The 18,463-nt window shown below is 74.1% G+C and carries 20 protein-coding genes; 8 read left to right on the forward strand and 12 right to left on the reverse strand.

Annotated features, from left to right (window positions below):
* Positions 1 to 84: 84 nt before the first annotated feature.
* The 5 genes from gap to ACFRAV_RS27290 all read right to left on the reverse strand — a co-directional run bounded on the left by gap (position 85) and on the right by ACFRAV_RS27290 (position 3,764).
* Positions 85 to 1,083 (reverse strand): type I glyceraldehyde-3-phosphate dehydrogenase, encoded by a 999-nt coding sequence (gene gap, locus ACFRAV_RS27270; RefSeq protein WP_382559122.1) that lies wholly within the window; start codon positions 1,081 to 1,083, stop codon positions 85 to 87.
* A 129-nt stretch (positions 1,084 to 1,212) separates the two neighbouring features.
* Positions 1,213 to 2,175 carry a GlxA family transcriptional regulator gene (locus tag ACFRAV_RS27275; RefSeq protein WP_382559123.1) on the reverse strand — a complete coding sequence of 321 codons (963 nt, stop codon included), beginning with the start codon at positions 2,173 to 2,175 and terminating at the stop codon, positions 1,213 to 1,215.
* A gap of 53 nt (positions 2,176 to 2,228) precedes the next feature.
* Complete coding sequence (locus ACFRAV_RS27280) at positions 2,229 to 2,615, reverse strand: SRPBCC family protein (RefSeq protein ID WP_382559125.1); 387 nt, start codon at positions 2,613 to 2,615, stop codon at positions 2,229 to 2,231.
* Between the two features lie 13 nt (positions 2,616 to 2,628).
* A complete protein-coding gene (locus ACFRAV_RS27285) occupies positions 2,629 to 2,883 on the reverse strand; it encodes an HU family DNA-binding protein (RefSeq protein WP_382559127.1) in 255 nt (84 codons plus the stop codon).
* A gap of 146 nt (positions 2,884 to 3,029) precedes the next feature.
* Positions 3,030 to 3,764 (reverse strand): PQQ-binding-like beta-propeller repeat protein, encoded by a 735-nt coding sequence (locus ACFRAV_RS27290; RefSeq protein ID WP_382559129.1) that lies wholly within the window; start codon positions 3,762 to 3,764, stop codon positions 3,030 to 3,032.
* Between the two features lie 322 nt (positions 3,765 to 4,086).
* On the opposite strand from ACFRAV_RS27290, the gene ACFRAV_RS27295 reads away from it, so the two are divergent.
* A complete protein-coding gene (locus ACFRAV_RS27295) occupies positions 4,087 to 4,275 on the forward strand; it encodes a hypothetical protein (protein WP_382559131.1) in 189 nt (62 codons plus the stop codon).
* Between the two features lie 35 nt (positions 4,276 to 4,310).
* Here ACFRAV_RS27295 and ACFRAV_RS27300 read toward each other — a convergent pair whose 3' ends face one another.
* Complete coding sequence (locus ACFRAV_RS27300) at positions 4,311 to 5,516, reverse strand: MerR family transcriptional regulator (RefSeq protein ID WP_382559133.1); 1,206 nt, start codon at positions 5,514 to 5,516, stop codon at positions 4,311 to 4,313.
* A 168-nt stretch (positions 5,517 to 5,684) separates the two neighbouring features.
* Here ACFRAV_RS27300 and ACFRAV_RS27305 point away from each other — a divergent pair, with 168 nt between their 5' ends.
* The 5 genes from ACFRAV_RS27305 (at position 5,685) to ACFRAV_RS27325 (ending at position 10,940) form a co-directional block, all read left to right on the forward strand.
* Complete coding sequence (locus ACFRAV_RS27305; protein ID WP_382559135.1) at positions 5,685 to 6,176, forward strand: GNAT family N-acetyltransferase; 492 nt, start codon at positions 5,685 to 5,687, stop codon at positions 6,174 to 6,176.
* Between the two features lie 202 nt (positions 6,177 to 6,378).
* Positions 6,379 to 7,800: a metallophosphoesterase gene (locus ACFRAV_RS27310; protein WP_382559137.1), complete on the forward strand. Its 1,422-nt coding sequence runs from the start codon at positions 6,379 to 6,381 to the stop codon at positions 7,798 to 7,800.
* A 69-nt stretch (positions 7,801 to 7,869) separates the two neighbouring features.
* On the forward strand, positions 7,870 to 9,153 hold the full coding sequence (locus ACFRAV_RS27315) for a sensor histidine kinase (RefSeq protein WP_382559139.1): 1,284 nt from the start codon (positions 7,870 to 7,872) through the stop codon (positions 9,151 to 9,153).
* A complete protein-coding gene (locus ACFRAV_RS27320; protein WP_382559141.1) occupies positions 9,150 to 9,839 on the forward strand; it encodes a response regulator in 690 nt (229 codons plus the stop codon). The genes ACFRAV_RS27315 and ACFRAV_RS27320 overlap by 4 nt, the downstream gene beginning before the upstream one ends.
* Before the next feature lie 258 nt (positions 9,840 to 10,097).
* Positions 10,098 to 10,940: a hypothetical protein gene (locus ACFRAV_RS27325; RefSeq protein WP_382559143.1), complete on the forward strand. Its 843-nt coding sequence runs from the start codon at positions 10,098 to 10,100 to the stop codon at positions 10,938 to 10,940.
* A 72-nt stretch (positions 10,941 to 11,012) separates the two neighbouring features.
* On the opposite strand, the gene ACFRAV_RS27330 is transcribed toward ACFRAV_RS27325, so the two are convergent.
* The gene (locus tag ACFRAV_RS27330) at positions 11,013 to 11,618 is read right to left on the reverse strand and encodes a dihydrofolate reductase family protein (RefSeq protein WP_382559145.1); all 606 of its coding nucleotides are present in this window, start codon (positions 11,616 to 11,618) and stop codon (positions 11,013 to 11,015) included.
* A 137-nt stretch (positions 11,619 to 11,755) separates the two neighbouring features.
* Positions 11,756 to 12,994, reverse strand: a complete 1,239-nt coding sequence (locus tag ACFRAV_RS27335; RefSeq protein ID WP_382559147.1) for an MFS transporter — start codon at positions 12,992 to 12,994, stop codon at positions 11,756 to 11,758.
* A 92-nt stretch (positions 12,995 to 13,086) separates the two neighbouring features.
* Between ACFRAV_RS27335 and ACFRAV_RS27340 the strand changes: the two genes are divergently transcribed.
* The gene (locus tag ACFRAV_RS27340; protein ID WP_382559149.1) at positions 13,087 to 13,848 is read left to right on the forward strand and encodes a DeoR/GlpR family DNA-binding transcription regulator; all 762 of its coding nucleotides are present in this window, start codon (positions 13,087 to 13,089) and stop codon (positions 13,846 to 13,848) included.
* Positions 13,849 to 13,874: 26 nt separating this feature from the next.
* Here ACFRAV_RS27340 and ACFRAV_RS27345 read toward each other — a convergent pair whose 3' ends face one another.
* A complete protein-coding gene (locus ACFRAV_RS27345; RefSeq protein ID WP_382559182.1) occupies positions 13,875 to 15,404 on the reverse strand; it encodes an MFS transporter in 1,530 nt (509 codons plus the stop codon).
* 14 nt (positions 15,405 to 15,418) lie between these two features.
* Positions 15,419 to 15,970, reverse strand: coding sequence for a TetR/AcrR family transcriptional regulator (locus ACFRAV_RS27350; protein WP_382559151.1), 552 nt, complete (start codon positions 15,968 to 15,970; stop codon positions 15,419 to 15,421).
* Between the two features lie 108 nt (positions 15,971 to 16,078).
* Between ACFRAV_RS27350 and ACFRAV_RS27355 the strand changes: the two genes are divergently transcribed.
* Positions 16,079 to 16,291: a hypothetical protein gene (locus ACFRAV_RS27355; RefSeq protein ID WP_382559153.1), complete on the forward strand. Its 213-nt coding sequence runs from the start codon at positions 16,079 to 16,081 to the stop codon at positions 16,289 to 16,291.
* 16 nt (positions 16,292 to 16,307) lie between these two features.
* On the opposite strand, the gene ACFRAV_RS27360 is transcribed toward ACFRAV_RS27355, so the two are convergent.
* Positions 16,308 to 16,637: a hypothetical protein gene (locus tag ACFRAV_RS27360; protein ID WP_382559155.1), complete on the reverse strand. Its 330-nt coding sequence runs from the start codon at positions 16,635 to 16,637 to the stop codon at positions 16,308 to 16,310.
* 90 nt (positions 16,638 to 16,727) lie between these two features.
* Positions 16,728 to 18,446: a CocE/NonD family hydrolase gene (locus ACFRAV_RS27365; RefSeq protein ID WP_382559157.1), complete on the reverse strand. Its 1,719-nt coding sequence runs from the start codon at positions 18,444 to 18,446 to the stop codon at positions 16,728 to 16,730.
* Between the last annotated feature and the right edge of the window lie 17 nt (positions 18,447 to 18,463).

Here is an 18,463-nt window from a genome sequence, read left to right on the forward strand (position 1 = left end):
GCCGAGGGCTCGAGGCCCCGGCGGCACGGCCGGCGTCGGTCGTCGGGCGGGCACGCTCCGGCACCCGCCCGGTGTCCGCTCCGGTCAGCCGGCGGCGAGCAGCTCCAGCGAGTCGATCACGCGGTTGGAGAAGCCCCACTCGTTGTCGTACCAGGCGACGACCTTGACGTGACGGCCGTCGACGCGGGTGAGCTCCGAGTCGAAGATCGACGAGGCGGGGTTGCCCGTGATGTCGGAGGACACCAGCGCGTCCTCCGAGTACTCGAGGACGCCGGCCAGCGGGCCGTCCGCCGCCGCACGGTAGGCGGCCAGCACGTCCTCCCGCGACACCTCGCGCGAGACGGTCGTGTTGAGCTCGACGATCGAGCCCACCGGCACCGGCACGCGGATCGAGTCGCCCGACAGCTTCCCGTCGAGGTTCGGCAGCACCAGGCCGATCGCCTTCGCGGCGCCGGTGGTGGTCGGCACGATGTTGACGCCGGCGGCACGGGCCCGGCGCGGGTCGCGGTGCGGGCCGTCCTGCAGGTTCTGCTCCTGCGTGTAGGCGTGCACCGTCGTCATGAACCCGTGTTCGATGCCCGCCAGGTCGTCGAGGACCGCGGCCAGCGGGGCGAGCGCGTTGGTGGTGCAGGAGGCGTTCGAGACGATGGTGTGCAGCGCCGGGTCGTAGGCGTCGGTGTTGACGCCGTACGCCAGCGTGACGTCGGCGCCGTCCGCCGGGGCGCTGACCAGGACGCGCTTTGCCCCCGCGTCGATGTGGGCGCGCGCCGCCTTGGCCGAGGTGAACCGGCCGGTGGCCTCCAGGACGATCTCGACCCCGAGCTCGGCCCACGGCAGCTGCGCCGGCTCCCGCTCGGCCAGCACCTTGATCCGGCGTCCGTCGACGACGAGGACGTCCCCGTCGACGGTCACCGGGCGCCCGAGACGGCCCGAGGTGCTGTCGAAGGCGAGCAGCCGGGCGAGGGCCTTCGGCTCGGTCAGGTCGTTGACGGCGACGATCTCGAGGGTGGTGTCGCGCTCCAGCAGCGCGCGCAGCACGTTGCGTCCGATGCGGCCGAATCCGTTGATGGCGATGCGAGTCATGGGTGATGTCCCTTCCTTTCGCCTCCAGCCTCCCTCGCAGGTCACGCCGCTGACAGTGGCGAGATCGCCACAGTTCGCAAGGATCGTGCCACCGGCCTGATCCGGCCGCCGGACGGCGGCCGAGGCCGGCTACTCCCCCTGGGTGAAGGTGCGCCGGTACTCGCTCGGTGTGGTGCCGAGGATGCGCTGGAAGTGCAGCCGCAGGTTCGCCCCGGTGCCCAGGCCGACGTCGGCGGCGATCTGTTCCACGCTGCGCTGCGAGCGCTCGAGCAGTTCGCGGGCCAGGTCGATGCGGGCGCGCATCACCCACTGCATCGGGGTGTAGCCGGTCTCCTCGACGAAGCGCCGGGAGAAGGTGCGCGGCGAGACCTCGGCCTGCCGGGCCAGCACGTCGAGCGTCAGCGGCTCGCCCAGCCGGTGCAGCGCCCACTCGCGGGTGGAGCCGAAGCGTTCGCCCTTCGGCTCGGGGACGCTGCGCGGCACGTACTGTCCCTGTCCGCCGCTGCGGTAGGGCGCGGCGACCAGGCGGCGGGCCGCGTGGTTGGACGCGGCCACCCCGAGGTCGCCGCGCAGGATGTGCAGGCACAGGTCGATGCCGGAGGCGGCGCCGGCCGAGGTGAGCACGCTGCCCTCGTCGACGAAGAGGACGTTCTCGTCGACCCGGACCAGCGGGTGCCTGGCCTGCAGGGCCCGCGTGTAGTGCCAGTGCGTGGTGGCCCTCCTGCCGTCGAGCAGGCCGGTGGCGGCGAGGGCGAAGGCGCCGGTGGAGATGGCGGCGAGCCGGGCCCCCCGGGCGTGGGCGGCGACCAGTGCCTCGACGACGGCCGGCGGCGGGTCCTCGCGGTCGGGGAACCGGTAGCCGGGGACGAAGACGATGTCGGCCCACTCCAGCGCCTCGAGGCCGTGCGCGACGGCGTACGACAGGCCGTCGCCGCCGGTCACGAGCCCGGGCGTCGCGCCGCACACCCGTACCTCGTACGGCATGCTCGCGCGGGTCGTGAACACCTGCGCGGGGATGCCGACGTCGAGCGGCTTGGCGCCCTCGAGCACGAGCACGGCGACGCGGTGCAGACGGGGACGGGAGGCCGGCATGGGGAAAGGCTACGTGCCGCTCCGGCGTCGTCCCTCCCGCGCCCCAGGCCCCGTCAGGCGCGCACCAGGCGTCCCAGTGCCCACCGGGCGGGGCCGGCGTACGCGGCGAGGGCGAGGGCCGGGCCCTCCAGGCGCAGGGTGGTGGCCGAACCGGCGGGGCGGGCGAGCACCGCGTGGTGCAGCCGCATGCGCACGGGCCCGAGCCGGACCCGCCAGGTCCACCGCCGGTGCTCCTCGTCGACGCTCTCCACCACGAACCGCGCGGTGACGCCGAAGAGCGAGACCACCTCGCCCCGCAGACCGGGCGCGATGCGGTCGCCGTCCACCCGCACGGCCCTGATCTGCGGCGACCAGGACGGCCAGCGGGAGGGGGAGGCGTACCGCTGCCAGGCCGTCCCGGGCGGCGCGGAGCCGGTGGCCCGGAGCGTCATCGCGGCCATCGGCGGCCGCCGCTCAGCGGACCTGGTCGTTGACGAACTCGTTGAGCGCCTTGCCGGGGCGCAGGCCCGCCTCGCCGTCCGCGTGGTGGAAGCTGCCGAAGCCGACCAGCGTGACGGTCCGGCCGTCCTTGAGGGCCTCGGCGATCGCCCCCGGTTCGGCCACGGTGCCGAACACCGCGTCGACGACCCGGCCGACCTGCGCGTCGGACAGGTCGCCGCCTCCCGCGGCCTTCCGTGTGACCGCCTCGACCAGTTCGGACCTGTCCATACGACGCACCCGCCTACTCGACGTTGCTGCCCTGGGGAACGAAGAACGTCACCATCGTGGCACCGCCCCGGCACCCCCGCACGCAGGAGTGGGCCGCCCGGCTGCCCGCCACCGGCGCTCTGCCTCCACCCCTTGCCGACGTTCTCCTACCCCTTGCCGAAGCCGATCAGGGTCCCCTCGGCGCCGGGCACGAACAGCCGGCCCCTGGCCGTGGCGATGCCGGGCGGGACGAAACCGCGCCAGTCGTCCTCGGCGACGATCCGCGTCCGGGGGTGCGGCGCGGGGTGGAGCCGGTAGGACCACACCGCCTTGCCGGTCCTGTCGTCCAGCACGACGAGGCGTCCGTCGGCGTCCTGCACGTAGACGTGACCGTTGGCGACCAGCCGCACCGTGGCCGCCCCGACGGAACTGGTGTACGTCCAGGCGGCCTTGTAGGTACTGGTGCTCAGGGCCCTGACCTTGCCCTGGTGGGCGACGTAGACGCGGCCGGGCCCGAAGGCGGGGGTCGCGTCGGCCGGCAGGGCCCGCACGGCCGCACCGGTCTTCCGGTCGTAGGCGGTGACCGTCGGGTCGGAGCCCTTGCTGCCGCGCACCCAGAGGGCGCCGGCGCCCAGGGCGACCGGGTTGCCGTAGGCGCCCCAGATGTCCGGCACCTCGAAGCGGTGCAGTTCGGCGCCCGTCCGCAGGTCGAGGTGGTGCCAGGCGATGTCGTCGAAGCCGATCCAGACACCGGTGGAGTCGACGACGGTGGGCGACCAGCCGTACTCCGAGAGCGGCGCCGTCCACACCCGGGCGCCCGTGGAGGCGCGCAGCGCCAGCGCGTTGCCGACGCCGTCCTGGAGGTACAGCATGCCGCCGTACCAGGCGACCGGGTACTGCACGGAAGCGCCACTACCCGGACCCGGACCCCGCCCTGGCCACGGCGCTGCGCGACCACTACCTGGAGGCCGGCTTCGCCACGCGGCTGGCGGCCTGGGAGACGGAGAACGGGGTGGACGGCGTCCCTGCCCACCACCTCCCGCTGACGGCCGGCGCCCGCCACCCGGGTCCCGTCCCGCTCCGGCGGACGGGGTGGGACCCGAGTGGCGGCGCCCGCTCCCGTGCAGGGAACCGACACAGCACCCCACGCGTCCTGTCCTGTGCCGTCGGGCCCGCTCGTCACCCGGCACGAAGCCACCGACCGCACCACCCAGGGGGAGACACATGGCGGTCCTCGTGCTGTCGCTCGTCGTCCTGCTCGTCCTCGGCGGCTGCGCCTGCGTCTACCGGACCGCCCGCGGCGACGCCCCGCGGTGGGTCCGCGTCGTGTCCCGGGTGACGCTCCTCGGCAGCGAGGCGGCGCGCAGCCTGCCCCGGAGCTCCTCCTCGGGCCGTAGCGACTCGGACGAGTAGGGCGCGGCCGCGCTCCGTCGCAGCGCCTGGCGTGCTCACCGGCAGGACGGCTCTGGCGGCGCTCCGGGTTCGAGCAGCGGCAGGAGGGCGCGGGCGAACTCCGCCGGCTCGGCGCTCGCTCCCCTGTGGTTGCCGGGCATGTCGTGCAGAGGCACCCCCAGCAGTCCGGCGAGCGCCCGGGTCGCCCGGCGCGCCATCTGATGGTGGCTCAGCGAACCGGCGCACAAGGCCACCGGGGCCTGACGGGTGGCCTCGATGTCGGGCACGTGGAAGACCGTGGGGCCGGCCATCCGCCCCAGGAAGTAGCGGTTCTTGTCGAGTTCCTCGGCCGGCAGTTCGGGCAGGGCCATGTGCGCGGGAGGCGTCTCGTCCGGACCCGTGTGGTGGGCCGCGCCGCTGAGATCGAAGAACTCCTGCACCGCCCGCTGAGGATCGGCTTCCGCCACGGCGAACGCCGCTGCCGCCCGGCCCGCCAGGTCCGGGTCGTCCAGGAGGGACACCAGGGGCGGCTCGTGCAGCACGGCCCGGCCGACCATGTGTGGGTGTCGTCCGGCCAGCTCCAGCAGCGTCACGGCGCCGCCACGGGTACCGACGAACGGCGCGGGCCCGCCGGTGAACCGGTCGACGAGCGCGGCGAGGTCCTCGGCCAGCACCTCGGGCGTGGGCTCGGCCGCCCCAGGACGGGCCTGACTGGCACCGATGCCGCGCGGATCGTGGGTGACGACGCTGAAACGGCCCGCGAGCTCCCGCGCCGGCGCCGCGAAGCCGGCTCGCCCCACCGGAGCGCCGACGGGGAACAGCAGTGGCCCCTCGCCCTGGACGCCGCAGGCGATCTCGCAGTCCGGCCGGACGAGGAGTTCGGGCGAACCCGTGAGACGCCCGCTGTAGTCCGCGATCTTCCGGCTGATCACTTCGAGCGCGCGGTCCAGCTCCTCGCGGCGCGCCTGGACGCGCCGGCGATGAGCCGTGAGCAGCTCGAGCCGGAGCGTGGCCGGATCGGTGACCTTGTCGTCGGCGCCGGTGAACAGCGCGATGCCGGCCAGGGGCATCCCCGTCTCCCGGAGATGCACCAGCATGCGGATCAGCTCCACGTCGGCCGGCGTGTACCGGCGACGCCCCGCGCTGTCGCGCCGGGGCGACGGCACGATGCCCTGGCGTTCGAAGTAGCGCAGCGTGTCGGGCACCAGACCGATCCGCGCCGAGACCTCCGCGATGCCGGGCAACTCATCTGCTTCACTCATGCCGCAAGCCTCGGCCCTGGACCTCGGTCCAGGGCAAGCGACCGTCACCCAGCGGCTCCGTGGCCGCACGACGGCAGGTGGATCCGTCCGCGTGTGCACCGTACTGTCGGCCTGCACACCCCCTGGAGTGTGCTTGTCAGACCACGCCCGACGGATGGACCGGCACCCATGGAACTCGCTCCCTTCGGTCCCGCCCACGCGGCGACCGTGGCCGGATGGCCGGCCTCCGCAGAGGAGGTGGTCATGTGGTGCGGACGCCGGGACTTCCCCGTGCCCGCGAGGACGGTCACCGACTGGCAGGAGGACCAGGACGTACGGGCCTACGTCCTCGTCGACGGGGACGGGCCGGCCGTCCCCGTCGGCTACGGGGAGTTGTGGCTGGACGCCGAGGAGGACGAGGTCGAGCTCGCCCGCCTCATCGTGGCGCCCGGGCACCGCGGTAAGGGCCTGGGCCGCACCCTCGCACGGGGCCTGCTCGCGCACGCCCTGGCGACGGGCCACGCGGACGTCTTCCTGCGCGTCCACCCCGACAACGACCGCGCGCTGCGCTGCTACGAGGGCGCCGGGTTCGCGCCGGTGGACGCCGAGCTCGCCGCGAGCTGGAACGCGGCCCAGCCGGTCGCCTACCGATGGCTCCGGCACGACGCCGGGAGCCGGTGACCACCGCCGCGGCAGGCGGCGACCCGTCCGGCCCCTGACCGTCCGGGAGCGGGCGCGGGAGGAGCCCGCCGTCGCTCCCTGGGCTGAGCCGGGGGCCCGGATGTCGCACCGTGGTACGAGGCGGGGGCGCGCGGTGGCTCCGTAGCGTGGCGGGCGGAACGGGAACGGGTCACGTCGGAGAGGGCCGCTGCGCGGTGGATACATGATCGTCTTGGCGGTACCGGTGGTCCTGGCGGTGCTGGGCGGCCTGCACCTGTACGTGTGGCGGCGCATGGTCCGGGCGACGACCGCTCCGGGCACGGTGGGACGGCGGGCGGGCACCGCGGTGTTCGTCACGGGGGCGGTGCTGCTGGTGGCGGTGTTCGCCGGGGCGCGGCTCGGCATGCCGTTCTGGCTGGTCCGGGTCCTGGCCTGGCCCGGCTACCTGTGGGCCGCCGTCGCGCTGTACCTGCTGCTCGGCACGCTGGCCGGCGAGGCGGTCCGGCCGGTCCTGGCACGATGGCTGCGCCGCCGTGCCGCCCGCGCGACGGCCCCGGCACGGGTCCCGGCCGCCGCGACGGCGCCCGCACCGCTCACCGTCCCGGCCGACGGCCCTGCCTCCGCCCCGGCTCCCGCACCGCTGACGGTCCCGGGCCCCGGGCCCGATGACGCCGCGGCCGCCCCGCCCGCCGCAGGCATGCCCGGCACCCCGGACACCCCGCCCGCGGCCCTCGACCGCACGGCCCCTGACCGAGCGACCCCCGACCCCGCGGCCCCGGACCCCACGTCCACGGACCGCACACCGGTGGACCCGACCGAGCTGACCCGCCGCGTGTTCGTCGCCCGCGTCGTGGCCGGCGCGACAGCCGTCGCGGCCGTCGGCACGGTCGGCCGGGGCACGTACGGCGTGCTGCGCGGGCCGGGTGTGAAGCGGGTGACCGTGCCGCTGGCGAAGTTGCCGCGGGGGGCGCACGGTTTCCGGATCGCGGTGGTCAGCGACGTCCACCTGGGTCCCGTCCTGGGGCGCGCCTTCTCCGAGCGGGTCGTGGCGACCGTCAACGCGACGCAGCCCGACCTGATCGCCGTGGTCGGCGACCTCGCGGACGGCTCGGTGGAGGACCTCCGGTCGGCGGTCGAACCGATCAGCCGGCTGCGGGCGCGCCACGGGTCGTTCTTCGTCACGGGCAACCACGAGTACTTCTCCGGCGTGGAGGAGTGGACCGCCCTGGTCCAGGAGCTGGGTCTCGACCTGCTGGCGAACGAACGCGTCGAGCTCCCCGCCTTCGACCTCGCCGGGGTGAACGACGTGTCCGGCGAGGGCTACGGCGACGGCCCCGACCTCGCGGCCGCGCTGCGCGGCCGCGACCCCTCCCGCGCGTCGGTGCTGATGGCGCACCAGCCGGTCTTCGTCGACGAGGCCGTGCGCCACGGCGTCGACCTGCAGCTGTCCGGTCACACCCACGGCGGTCAACTGTGGCCGCTCAACCACGTGGCGGCGCTGGCGAACCCCACGGTGGCCGGGCTCGAGAGGTACGGGGACACGCAGCTGTACGTGTCGCGCGGCGCGGGCGCGTGGGGTCCACCGACCCGGGTGGACGCGCCGTCCGACGTGACGGTGGTCGAACTGGCCTCCCTCCGTGCCTGACCGTAGCGTGGGCGGCGGCGCCGCAGCGCGACATCCCTCCCCCGGGCAGTCGACCCCCCAGGTGACACCGTGAGCATCGAGAACGCCGGAGCCATGAGCCCGTTGGTCGCCAGGCTGGCCTCCACCGGGCAGCGCCTGCGGCAGATCGACCAGCGCCGTCCGTGGGCGCTGGACACCACCGTCGTGCTGGTGGTCGTCCTGGTGTGCTGCCTGCCGGACCTGCTGGTCGAGGGCACCCCCGAGGGCCCGCACGGCGTGCGGCTGGACCTCACCGATCTGCCCCTGGCGCCGACGCTGGCCCTGCAGGCCGGGCTGGTACTGCCCCTGTGGTGGCGGCGGCGCGCGCCGCTGCCCGTCTTCGGCGTGATCGCCGCCGCCTTCGTCGTCCAGTGGTCCCTCGACGCGGCGCTGCGGGCGGACGTCGCCCTCTTCGTCGCGCTGTACAGCCTGGCGCTGCACGGTCGGCTCCGGCGACTGCCGTGGGCCTGTGCCGTGACGGCGCTCGCCATGGGGCTGGTCGCGTGGCGGGTGCGTGCCACGATGTCCGTCTGGGACACGCTGTTCTTCCTGCTCGGCACGGCGACCGCGGCGGTCGCGCTGGGCATCGCGATCCGGATCCGCCGGGCCCAGCTGGCCGGGCTGCGGGAGCGCGCGGCGCGTCTGGAGATCGAGCGCGACCAGCGCAGCAGGCTGGCGACCGCGACCGAGCGGGCGCGGGTGGCCCGTGAGATGCACGACGTCGTGGGCCACAACCTGAGCGTCATCATCACCCTCGCCGACGCCGGCGCGTACGCCGCCGACGCGGCTCCCGAACGCGGCAAGGAGGCGCTGCGGCTGATCGGCGGCACCGGCCGTCAGGCCCTGGACGAGCTGCGCCGGGTGCTCGGGGTGCTGCGCGAGGCGGGTGGTGACCCGGCGGCGGGTTCGCTGCTCAGCCCGCAGCCCGGCATCGCCGACGTCGACATGCTGTGCGCGGGCGTCCGGGCCGCCGGGCCGGAGGTCGTCTACCGCACCACCGGGGACATGCGGGCCCTCGACCCGGGTGTGCAGCTGACCGCGTACCGCATCGTGCAGGAAGCGCTGACCAACACCCTCAAGCACGCCGGGACCCGCACCAGGGTGAGCCTGTCGATCACCGCCGGCGACCGGCGGCTGGACATCGAGGTCCGGGACACCGGTCCGCTCGCCCCCGACGGGCCGGCCGGACCGCGCGAGGAGGAAGGACACGGTCTGATGGGCATGCGCGAACGTGCCGCGCTGTACGGCGGAACCGTCGACGCCGGCCCCACGGAGGACGGCGGCTGGCGTGTGGCGGCCGGCCTCGACCTCACCCCGCAGGGCGGTGTCCGGTGACCACCGTGCTCATCGTCGACGACCAGCAACTCCAGCGCTACGCCTTCCGCGTCCTGCTGGAGTCCGTCCCGGAGACCACCGTGGTCGGGGAGGCGGCCCACGGCGCCGACGCCGTCCGCCGGGCGGCCGAACTGCGCCCCGACGTGGTCCTGATGGACATCCGCATGCCCGGCATGGACGGTATCGAGGCCACCCGCCGCATCGTCGCCGGGGGCGGCCGCTCCCGGGTCCTGGTGCTGACCACCTTCGACCTCGACGAGTACGTGCACGCGGCCCTGCGTGCGGGGGCCAGCGGCTTCCTGCTGAAGGACGCCCGCCCCGAGGAACTGTTCGCCGGCATCCGCGCGGTGGCCGCGGGCGACGCCGTGATCGCTCCGGCCCTCACCCGCCGCCTGCTCGACGAGTACGCCCAGCACATCCCCGGCCCCGACGACGACCCGGCCCTCGACCCCCGGCTGGCCGCCCTCACCGACCGCGAACGCGAGATCCTGGTCGCCATCGGAAAGGGCTGGACCAACGGCGAGATCGCCGCCCACTTCGTCCTCTCCGAGTCCACCGTGAAGACCCACGTCGGACGCGTCCTCGCGAAGATCGGCGCCCGCGACCGCGTCCAGGCGGTGATCTACGCCTACGACCTCGGCCTCACCCGCCCCCGCTCGGCCACGGATCCCCCGGACACGCCCTGAACCCGGCGCTCCCGCCTGCCCCCTGGCCGCCTGCCGCGGCGGGAGCGGGCAGGGCCGACCCGATCGGCCGACACCCACGGCGCGGCTCGTCGGACCCGTCACCCGTCCGACGTGCTGCGCTGGTCGTGGCGGCCGGTGGGTGATGCGGTGGAGGCACGGAGGGACCGGTGCGGTGCGCCCGAGGCGCGCCGGGCCGTCGTCGCTCCGTCCCCGCGACGCGGAACGCGGGGCTCGCAGCTCAGGACCCAGGAGGCACCGGTGACCACTCCCCGTCCGGCCGTCCGGCCGATGCGTTACCTCGCCGCCGCGATGGCGGCCGGGGCCCTGCTCGCCACCACCGCCTGCTCCGGCGCGGAGACGGGCAGCGGACCCGAGGCCCGCACCGGCGCCGGCCGGGGCGAACGTCCCGCCGAGGCGGCGACCGGCACCCCCTCGCCCTCCCCCACCCTCACCGAGGACGGCGCGCGTCACGCGCTGATCACCGCGGCACAGATCGAGGACGACTGGACGCAGGTCACGACCTCCACCGCTCGGTCCTGGCGCGACAGTCTCCTGGTCGGCAAGGTCGACGCCGCGCAGTTCCTGACGGGCAAGTCGGACGTCGCCGAGTGCCAACGCATGACCGACGCGCTGTTCGACGAGACGCTGCTCGGCAGCCCCTCCGGCGCCTCGGCGCTCGCCGGTTTCGAGGAGGGCGACTCGCGCCTGCTGTACCAGGTCGCGGCGTACAACCGGAAGACGCTCGACGACTCGATGCGGTGGCTGAAGACGCTGCCGCAGAGCTGCGACAGCTTCACCCTGACCGGCGACGACGGCGGGAAGCGCACCGTCGAGGTGGTGGAGACGGCGATCCCGAAGGAGGGCGACGCCCGGCAGGGCCTGACCGTCACGGTGCAGGGCGACGAGGACGGCAACCCGGTGACCCTCACCCTGGCCGTCGCGGTCGTGCGGGTCGGCACGAACGCGATCACCGTCACCCAGGGCGGCGTGAGCGGGGCGAAGACGAGCACCACCGACTCGGCGGTGCGGCAGGGCACCCCGCGGCTCGAGGAGGTCCTCGCCGGCCGCACCCCGACCCCGAACCAGACCGTCCTCGACTGACCCCCGACCGGTCCCCGCCGCCGGCCGTCGAGGCGTCGGCGCGGCGGCGCCGCGTCCGCCCGGGCGTCGACGTCAGGCAGGGGCCCCGAGCGGCGGGTGCTCCAGGACGCGGGGCCTATACTCGACCAGCTGGATGCCGCCGTCGAACGTGCGGTGCTCGGTCATCTCGAGGGCGACGTCCGGATAGCCGTCGTAGATGCGTTCCTCGCCCGTGGCCCCGGTGATCACCGGGAACATCACGACGCGGAAGCGGTCGACGAGTCCGGCGCGCAGCAGGGACCGGGACAGGCTGAGGCTGCCGATGGTGCTGAGGAGCCCCGGGCCGCCGGACTTCATGGCGCGGACCGCCTCGACGGCGTCGTCGCGGACGAGGGTGGAGTTGGCCCAGGTCAGCGGCTCCTCGAGGGAGGAGGAGAACACCACCTTGGACGCTCGCGTGAGCTCGTCGACGGACTCCTCCTCCTCGGGCCTGAACTCGGCCTGGCCGTCGGGGACCTGGCCATCGGCGAAGCCCGACATCAAGCGATAGGTGTTGGCTCCCATCAGATAGGTGACCTTGGGCTGCTCACCGAGCCACGCGAGGTACTCCGGGCCCTCGAGCCCCCAGAACCCGGGCCATCCCTCGCCCGAGGCGTAGCCGTCGAGGGAGGTGATGAAGTCGACGAGAAGGTCCGACATGGCGCTGTCCTTTCCTGGGCTGTCACCAGGGTGGACCGACCGGGAGCCGCGTACTCATCGGCCGCGCCGTGGAGACGCGAGAACGGCGCGCGGCGCGGGCTCGTGCGGCACGGGGTCAGGCCGTGCCGCACGAGCGGTCAGTGGCCGACGGGCGCCGTCTCGCTCCGTGGCGTGCGGCCGACCGAGGCGGTGCGCAGCACCCCGGCGCCCAGGGCGGTGGTCACGCACAGCAGGGTCAGCAGGATGAACGCGTGGTCCAGGGCGACCAGACGGGTCAGCCAGCCGATGAGGGCGGGGCCGGCGAGCATACCGACGTAGCCGAGCCCGGCGACGCGGGAGACGTTGGCCCCGGCGGCCGCCGGGTCGGCGTGCCCGGCCGCGCTGAACAGCTGCGGAACCGTGCCGGAGAGGCCCAGCCCGAACAGCGCCCAGCCCACGAACGCGGCCCACATCCACGGGCAGAGGGCCACCAGCGTGATGCCCGCGGCGGCCAGCGCCGAGCCGTACCGCAGGATCGCCATGGACCCGAACCGGGCGACGCAGCGGTCGGTGAGCAGCCGGCCCACGGTCATGGCGGCCGCGAAGGTGCCGTACGCGAAGGCGGCGGTGCCGGTCGACGCGCCGAGGACGTCCTGCATGTGCAGCGCGCTCCAGTCGTTCGCCGCGCCCTCGCACAGCATCACCATCAGTGCCAGGACGGCGAGGAGCCACACCCGCCCGGTGCCGCCACCGGTGGGCGACGCCTTGTCCCCGGGAGCGAGGGCGGCGCCCTCGGCAGCCGGGTCGGCGCCTTCGGCAGCCGGGCTCCCGGACACGGCGGGGGCCGGCATCAGGGCACGTGCCGAGACCAGGGCGACCACGATCCCCACCGCTCCCATCACGGCCATGCCGGCCACCGGGCGCAGCCCGACGGCGGTGGCGCTCGCCGCGGCGAGCGCGGCGACGACGCCACCGACGGAGAAGGTGGCGTGGAAGCCCGACATGACGGGGCGGCCGTACGCCTTCTCGACGTGCACGGCGTGGGCGTTCATGCTCACGTCCAGGCAGCCGTTGCAGAAGCCGAAGACCAGCAGTGCGCCCGCCAGCGTCCACGGGTCCTGGGCGATGCCGGGCAGGATCAGCGACGCGCCGCACAGCACCCCGCTCGCGGGCACGACGACGCGCGCCCCGAGGCGGTCGGTCAGCGGGCCGGCCACCTGCATGCCGAGGAAGGCCCCGAGCCCGAGCAGGACGAGCAGGCCGCCCAGGGTGGCGTGGCTGATGCCCACCCGCTCCTCGACGACGGGGATGTGCACCACCCACGCGCCCATGAGGATGCCGCACAGGACGAAGTAGACATAGGTCGCCCCGCGGGCGGCTCGCAGCGAACGTTCCATGCCGATCACCGTAAACGAACAAGGCGCGTGTTCGAAAGTCATGTCGGCGAACAGATTGCCTGTTCGTTCTACGGTGGTGTTCAATGCCGGGCATGAGCTACGCAGACCGCCACGCGCTGATCGCGAAGGCCGTCAGGGACTCCAGGAGCGCCACGGTCCAGGAGCTCGCGGAGCTGACCGGGGCCTCGGAGATGACCATCCGCCGCGACCTCGACGCGCTGGCCGCCCAGGGTGTGCTGGAACGCGTCCGGGGCGGTGCCCGCACCCTGCTGCTGCGGGGCGAGGAGCCACCGTTCGCGCTGCGCGCCCACGAGGCGCTGGACGCCAAGCGGCGGATCGCCGCCGAGGTGTCCGCCCTCGTCGCGGACGGCGAGAGCGTCCTGCTGGACAGCGGCACCACCTGCCTGGAGGTCGCGCGGCTGCTGCGCGAGAGGCCCGTGACGGTGATGCCGCTGTCGCTTCAGGCCGTCCAGCTGTTCGCCGAGGCGCCCGGCCCGGCCACGCTGGTCGTGCCCGGAGGGCAGCCCCGGGCCGCGGAGGGCGCCCTCACCGGGCCGCTCACCCTCGCGTCGCTGGCGGCGCTGCGTTTCGACACCGCCGTCGTGGGCTGCTGCGGGCTGAGCGCGGCCGACGGGCTGACCGCCTACGACCTCGAGGACGCCACGGTGAAGAAGGCGGCCGTCGCCTCGGCCCGCCGCGTCGTCGCCGCGACGGACGGCGGCAAGCTCGGCCGCACCGCCTTCGCCCACGTGGTGCCCTCCGCCCTCCTGCACACGCTGGTCACCGACGCCTCCGCGCCCGCCGACGAGGTGGCGGCGCTGGAGGCCGCCGGCACCGTCGTCCGCACCGTCTGACGGGGCGCCCCGGTCCGGCGGGGCCCTCAGTGCTCGGCGGGTTCGTCGGTCAGCTTCTGCCCGCGCAGCAGGAACCAGGCCATGCCCGAGGCGAGCAGCAGCAGGCCGGCGCCGACGCCGGCCGCCAGGGCGACGCCGTCGACGAAGGACTCGCGTGCCGCGTGCAGCAACGCCTCGGCGGGACCGGCGGGCAGGTGCTCGGCGGCCACCACGGCCCCGGCCAGTGATGCGTGGGCCGCTTCCGGCGTTCCGGACGGTCCGGTGAAGCCCTGGTAGACGTTGGTGACGACCGACCCGAGCAGGGCCACCCCCAGGGCGGTGCCGAGTTCGTACGCCGTCTCCGACACCGCGGAGGCCGCACCGGCCTGCTCCTTGGGCACGGCGGTGAGGATGACGTCGGAGGTGACGGTGAACGACAGTCCGGCGCCGAACCCGACGACCAGCAGCGCGGTGCCCAGCAGGGGGTAGCCGGTGGCCTGGGTGAGCGTGGTGAGGGCGGCCAGGGTCAGCCCGATGGCGGCCAGGCCGCCGGAGACGACCGCGCGCACCGACGCGCGGCGCGCCGCGGCGCCGGCGAGCAGACCGGCCACCACCGCGCCGACGGCGGCGGGCAGCTCGGCGAGGCCCGCCTGCATCGGGCCCCGGTCCTGGACGAGCTGCAGGTACTGGGAGAGGAAGAACAGCAGTCCGGACAGCCCGAGGATGGTCAGCAGGTTCGCCAGGACGGCCCCGCTGAAGCCGCGGCTGCGGAACAGCCGGACGTCCACCAGCGGGACGGGCAGCCCGCGCTGCCGCCGGCCGAAGGCGTACAGGGCGGCGGCGCCCAGCAGCCCCGACGCCAGGGTGGGCCAGGTGAACCCGTGCGCGGCGGCCTCCTTGATCCCGTACACGACGCCGACCATGCCGACCAGCGACAGCAGGACGCTCGGCAGATCCCACGGCCCCGGAGCGGGGTCGCGCGACTCCGGCAGCATCCTGACGCCGACGACGACCAGCAGCGCCATCACCGGCAGGTTGATCAGGAAGACCGACCCCCACCAGAAGTGCTCCAGCAGCACGCCGCCGACGATCGGGCCGACCGCCATGCCCGCCGAGGCCGCGGCGCTCCAGATGCCGATGGCGAGGCTGCGCTCCCGCTGGTCCTGGAAGATGTTGCGGATCAGCGCGAGGGTGGACGGCATCAGCGTGGCGCCGGCGACGCCGAGCAGCGCCCGGGCGACGATCATCGTCTCGGGGGTCGTCGCGTAGGCGCTCAGCAGCGACACCAGACCGAAAGCGGTGGCGCCGATCAGCAGCAGGCGCTTGCGGCCGATGCGGTCGCCCAGACTGCCCATCGAGACGAGCAGACCGGCGATCACGAAGGAGTAGGCGTCGCCGATCCACAGCAGCTGGGTGCCCGTGGGCTGCAGGTCCTCGCTGAGGTAGGGCGTGGCCAGACCGAGCACGGTGGCGTCCACGGCGACGAGCAGCACCGCGAGGACGAGGACGCCCAGAGCGATCCACCGCCCGGGAGCCGGCCGCGTGTCGGCCTGCTCGGCCGTCAGCGGGGAGGTCATGACGCGCGCCTCGGTCATGACGCGTCCCTCCGTATGGCGCCGCCGAGCAGCAGCTCGACGAGCATGAGGGAGATGTCGTTGCGGGCCACCCGGCCCTCGGTGACGGCCCAGCCGCCCGCGGCCGTCAGGCCGTACAGGGCCTCGGTGAGCCACACCGCGCTCAGGTCGATGCGGAACTCCCCGCTCTCCTGGCCCCGCCGGAACAGACCGGTGAGCCGTTCGTCGATGCGGGACCAGCCGGCGTTCTGCTCCTCGCCCTCGAAGAGCTGGTGTTCGGAGTAGAGGAAGGCGAGCAGACCCGCGCACGGTTCGACCGCGCGGACCAGGCGGCGCAGCGCCTCCTCGGCGCTCCCCTCCTCCGGGCAGGCCGCGTCCAGGGCCTTCTCGCACTCGGCGATGCCGAACTCCTCCAGGGCGCGCACCAGGGCGTCCCGGCCGGGGAAGTACCGGTTCAGCGTCGCCCGGCTGATCCCCGCGGCCCGGGCGACCTCTTCCGTGGTCGCCGTGGGCCTGCGCGCCAGCAGCTCGGCCGCGGCACGCAGCACATGGTCACGATCGAAGCTCATGAGTCAACCGTAACCCATATGAGACATCAATGTCTCACACGAACCATGATCGGCTCACGCCCGCGGTTCCGTGGGAACCGGCGGGGAAGGGAACGCGTCATCGCGACGGTGAGACGGAAACTCCTGAGCCACGCACGCGGCTGGACCACGCGCCGCAGGATCACGGTCTACCTGCTCGCGCAGTCGTTGCTGCTCGGCGTGACCGTCACGGTCGTCCGCGCCTGGGACGCCGACGTCTCGCCCCTCGGCTACCTCGTGCCGTGGCTGGGCGCGGCCGCCGGTGGACTGATGGGCCTGGTCCACGGTTCACGCAAGGCGTGACGCGCGCCGCCCGGCCTCACCCGCCCACCCTGCCCGCGTCGATCTGCCGGCCGACGGTGGTGTCGACCACGATCGGGAGGCCGTCGGGGACGCGGCCTTCAAGGTCGCGCATCAGATCCTCCACCGGCGGCAGGTCCCCGGGGTCCCGCACGTGGACGTACAGCGTTCTGGAGACGGAGTCCACGCCGGTGACCTCCGCGCCGGGGCTGCGCGACAGCCACTGCTCGGCGGTGCTCTTGGTCCGCGACGCCCAGGTGTTCAGCAGCAGCGTGGCCGCCGTGTTCACGCCCAGGGGCAGCAGGACCGCGGTATCCGGACCGCGACGGCCGGCGGGCGGCAAGGACACGGGCCGTGGAGCTGGTGCGAGGCCCCGGCTGCCGGGCCTCCCGCCACGCGGCCAGGTCCTCGCCGCCCGAGGTCCGCCGCCGTCACGACGTCACGCCGTGGTGAACGGCAGCACCAGCCGGGACGGGTGGGCCGCGTCGCGGTAGATCTTGTGGGTGACCGGGCGGCCCACCGGCAGGTGGAAGGCGTCCGGCGGCAGCAGGGAGTTGTGCTCGTCGACGAGCGGCTCGGCGTTGGAGAGTTCGGCGACCAGCCGGTGGCCGGGCAGGAAGGTCGCGGCGAACGGGTAGATCCGCAGCACGTACTCCTCGATCCGCCCCGGCTCCACCGGCACGGCCCGGGTGTGCGGGTGGTACGGGTCGCCCTCGGTGGTGCGCTCCTCGTCCAGCTCGCGGTGCGAGGCCTTCAGGTAGGCGCTGGTGATCAGCTGCCGCTTCCCGCCGGGGGCCTCGTCCCACAGCCGCAGGACGAAGTTGGTGTCGCTCTGGTCGATCTCCGCGAAGAGGTGGGCCGCGCCCTGGCCCATCATCCCGGTCGGCTCGGTGAACGGGGCGGTGGACCAGCTGATGATCTGCACCGTGTCGGTGACCGTCAGCGGCGCCTGGTAGAAGCCGTCCGGGGCGGCGAATTCGGCGGCCATGGGCTCGGGTTCGGCGGAGAGCCAGCCGCGCGGGCGCAGGTACAGCGGCCGGTGCTCAACCGGCTTGGGCGGCCACTGCGCGCCGGTGACGGTCTCCCTCGAGCCCTCGACGTGGACGGTCACCGCCGGCTCGTCCATGACCCCGTTGTCGACGCCCTTGATCCAGTACTCGTACCAGCGGAACATCTTGTCGTGCTCCTCGACGAAGGGGCGCGACTGCATGGGCGGGTACGGCCCGATGTCGAGCTTCTTGGGCCCCTTGAGCCGGTGGTAGAGCTCGATGGTGCCGTCCAGGGTCCAGCCCCGGCCCTGGTCCAGCTGGAGCCAGACGGGGATGTCGATGTCCGGCGCGAGGGTGACCGGGTTGCGTTCCTCGTACCACTCGCCGTCGACCTCGTTCATCACGATGTCGAACCAGGCCTCGTGGTTCTTGGGGTAGGTGAGGACGTGGACCAGATTGGGCCAGGCCGCGACGTCCGGGTCCGCCAGGCGCCGGGCCACCTTCTCCTTGATCTCCTCGGACGAGAAGGTCTCCAGCATGCGGGACTTGACGCCGTCGGTGAAGGCCCAGCCGGAGTCGCCGCCGCGGCCCTCGCGGGCGGCGCGCGGCATGAACCACATGACGCCGCCGTGGTAGGTGGTCTCGTAGAAGTCGTAGTGGCCGCCGCTGACGAAGATCGCCTTCAGGGACGGCGGCCGCTCGGCCGCGGCCAGCACCTGCATGGAGCCGAAGTAGGAGATGCCGATCATGCCGACGTTGCCGTCGCACCACGGCTGGGCGGCCACCCACTCGATGAAGTCGTAGGCGTCCTGCCCGAGCGGCACTCCCCCGGCGTTGTAGTTGCCGATGTGCTCGCCCTCGGAGGCGCCGGAGCCGCGCAGGTCGCCGATGACGTGGACGTATCCCTCCTCGACCACGCGGGCGATGTCGCCGGCCTCGATGCAGCCGTCCCACATGGGGCTGGGCCGGCGCTGCGGCGGCGTGGTCAGGGCGAGGGCCTGGAGTTCCTTGCCGTAGGGGCTGAGGGCGACCAGGGCGGGGCGCGGGGTGTCGTCGGTGCCGGCGTAGGCGTCCGCCGCCAGGGTGACGCCGTCGCGCATCGGGACCCGCAGGTCCTTGCGGACGGTCAGGGTGCGGGCGCCCGCCCGCACGGTGCGGAGGTCGGTCATGAGGGGGTGCTCCTGGG

Source organism: Streptomyces sp. NPDC056600 (assembly GCF_042792855.1).
Taxonomy (GTDB): domain Bacteria; phylum Actinomycetota; class Actinomycetes; order Streptomycetales; family Streptomycetaceae; genus Streptomyces.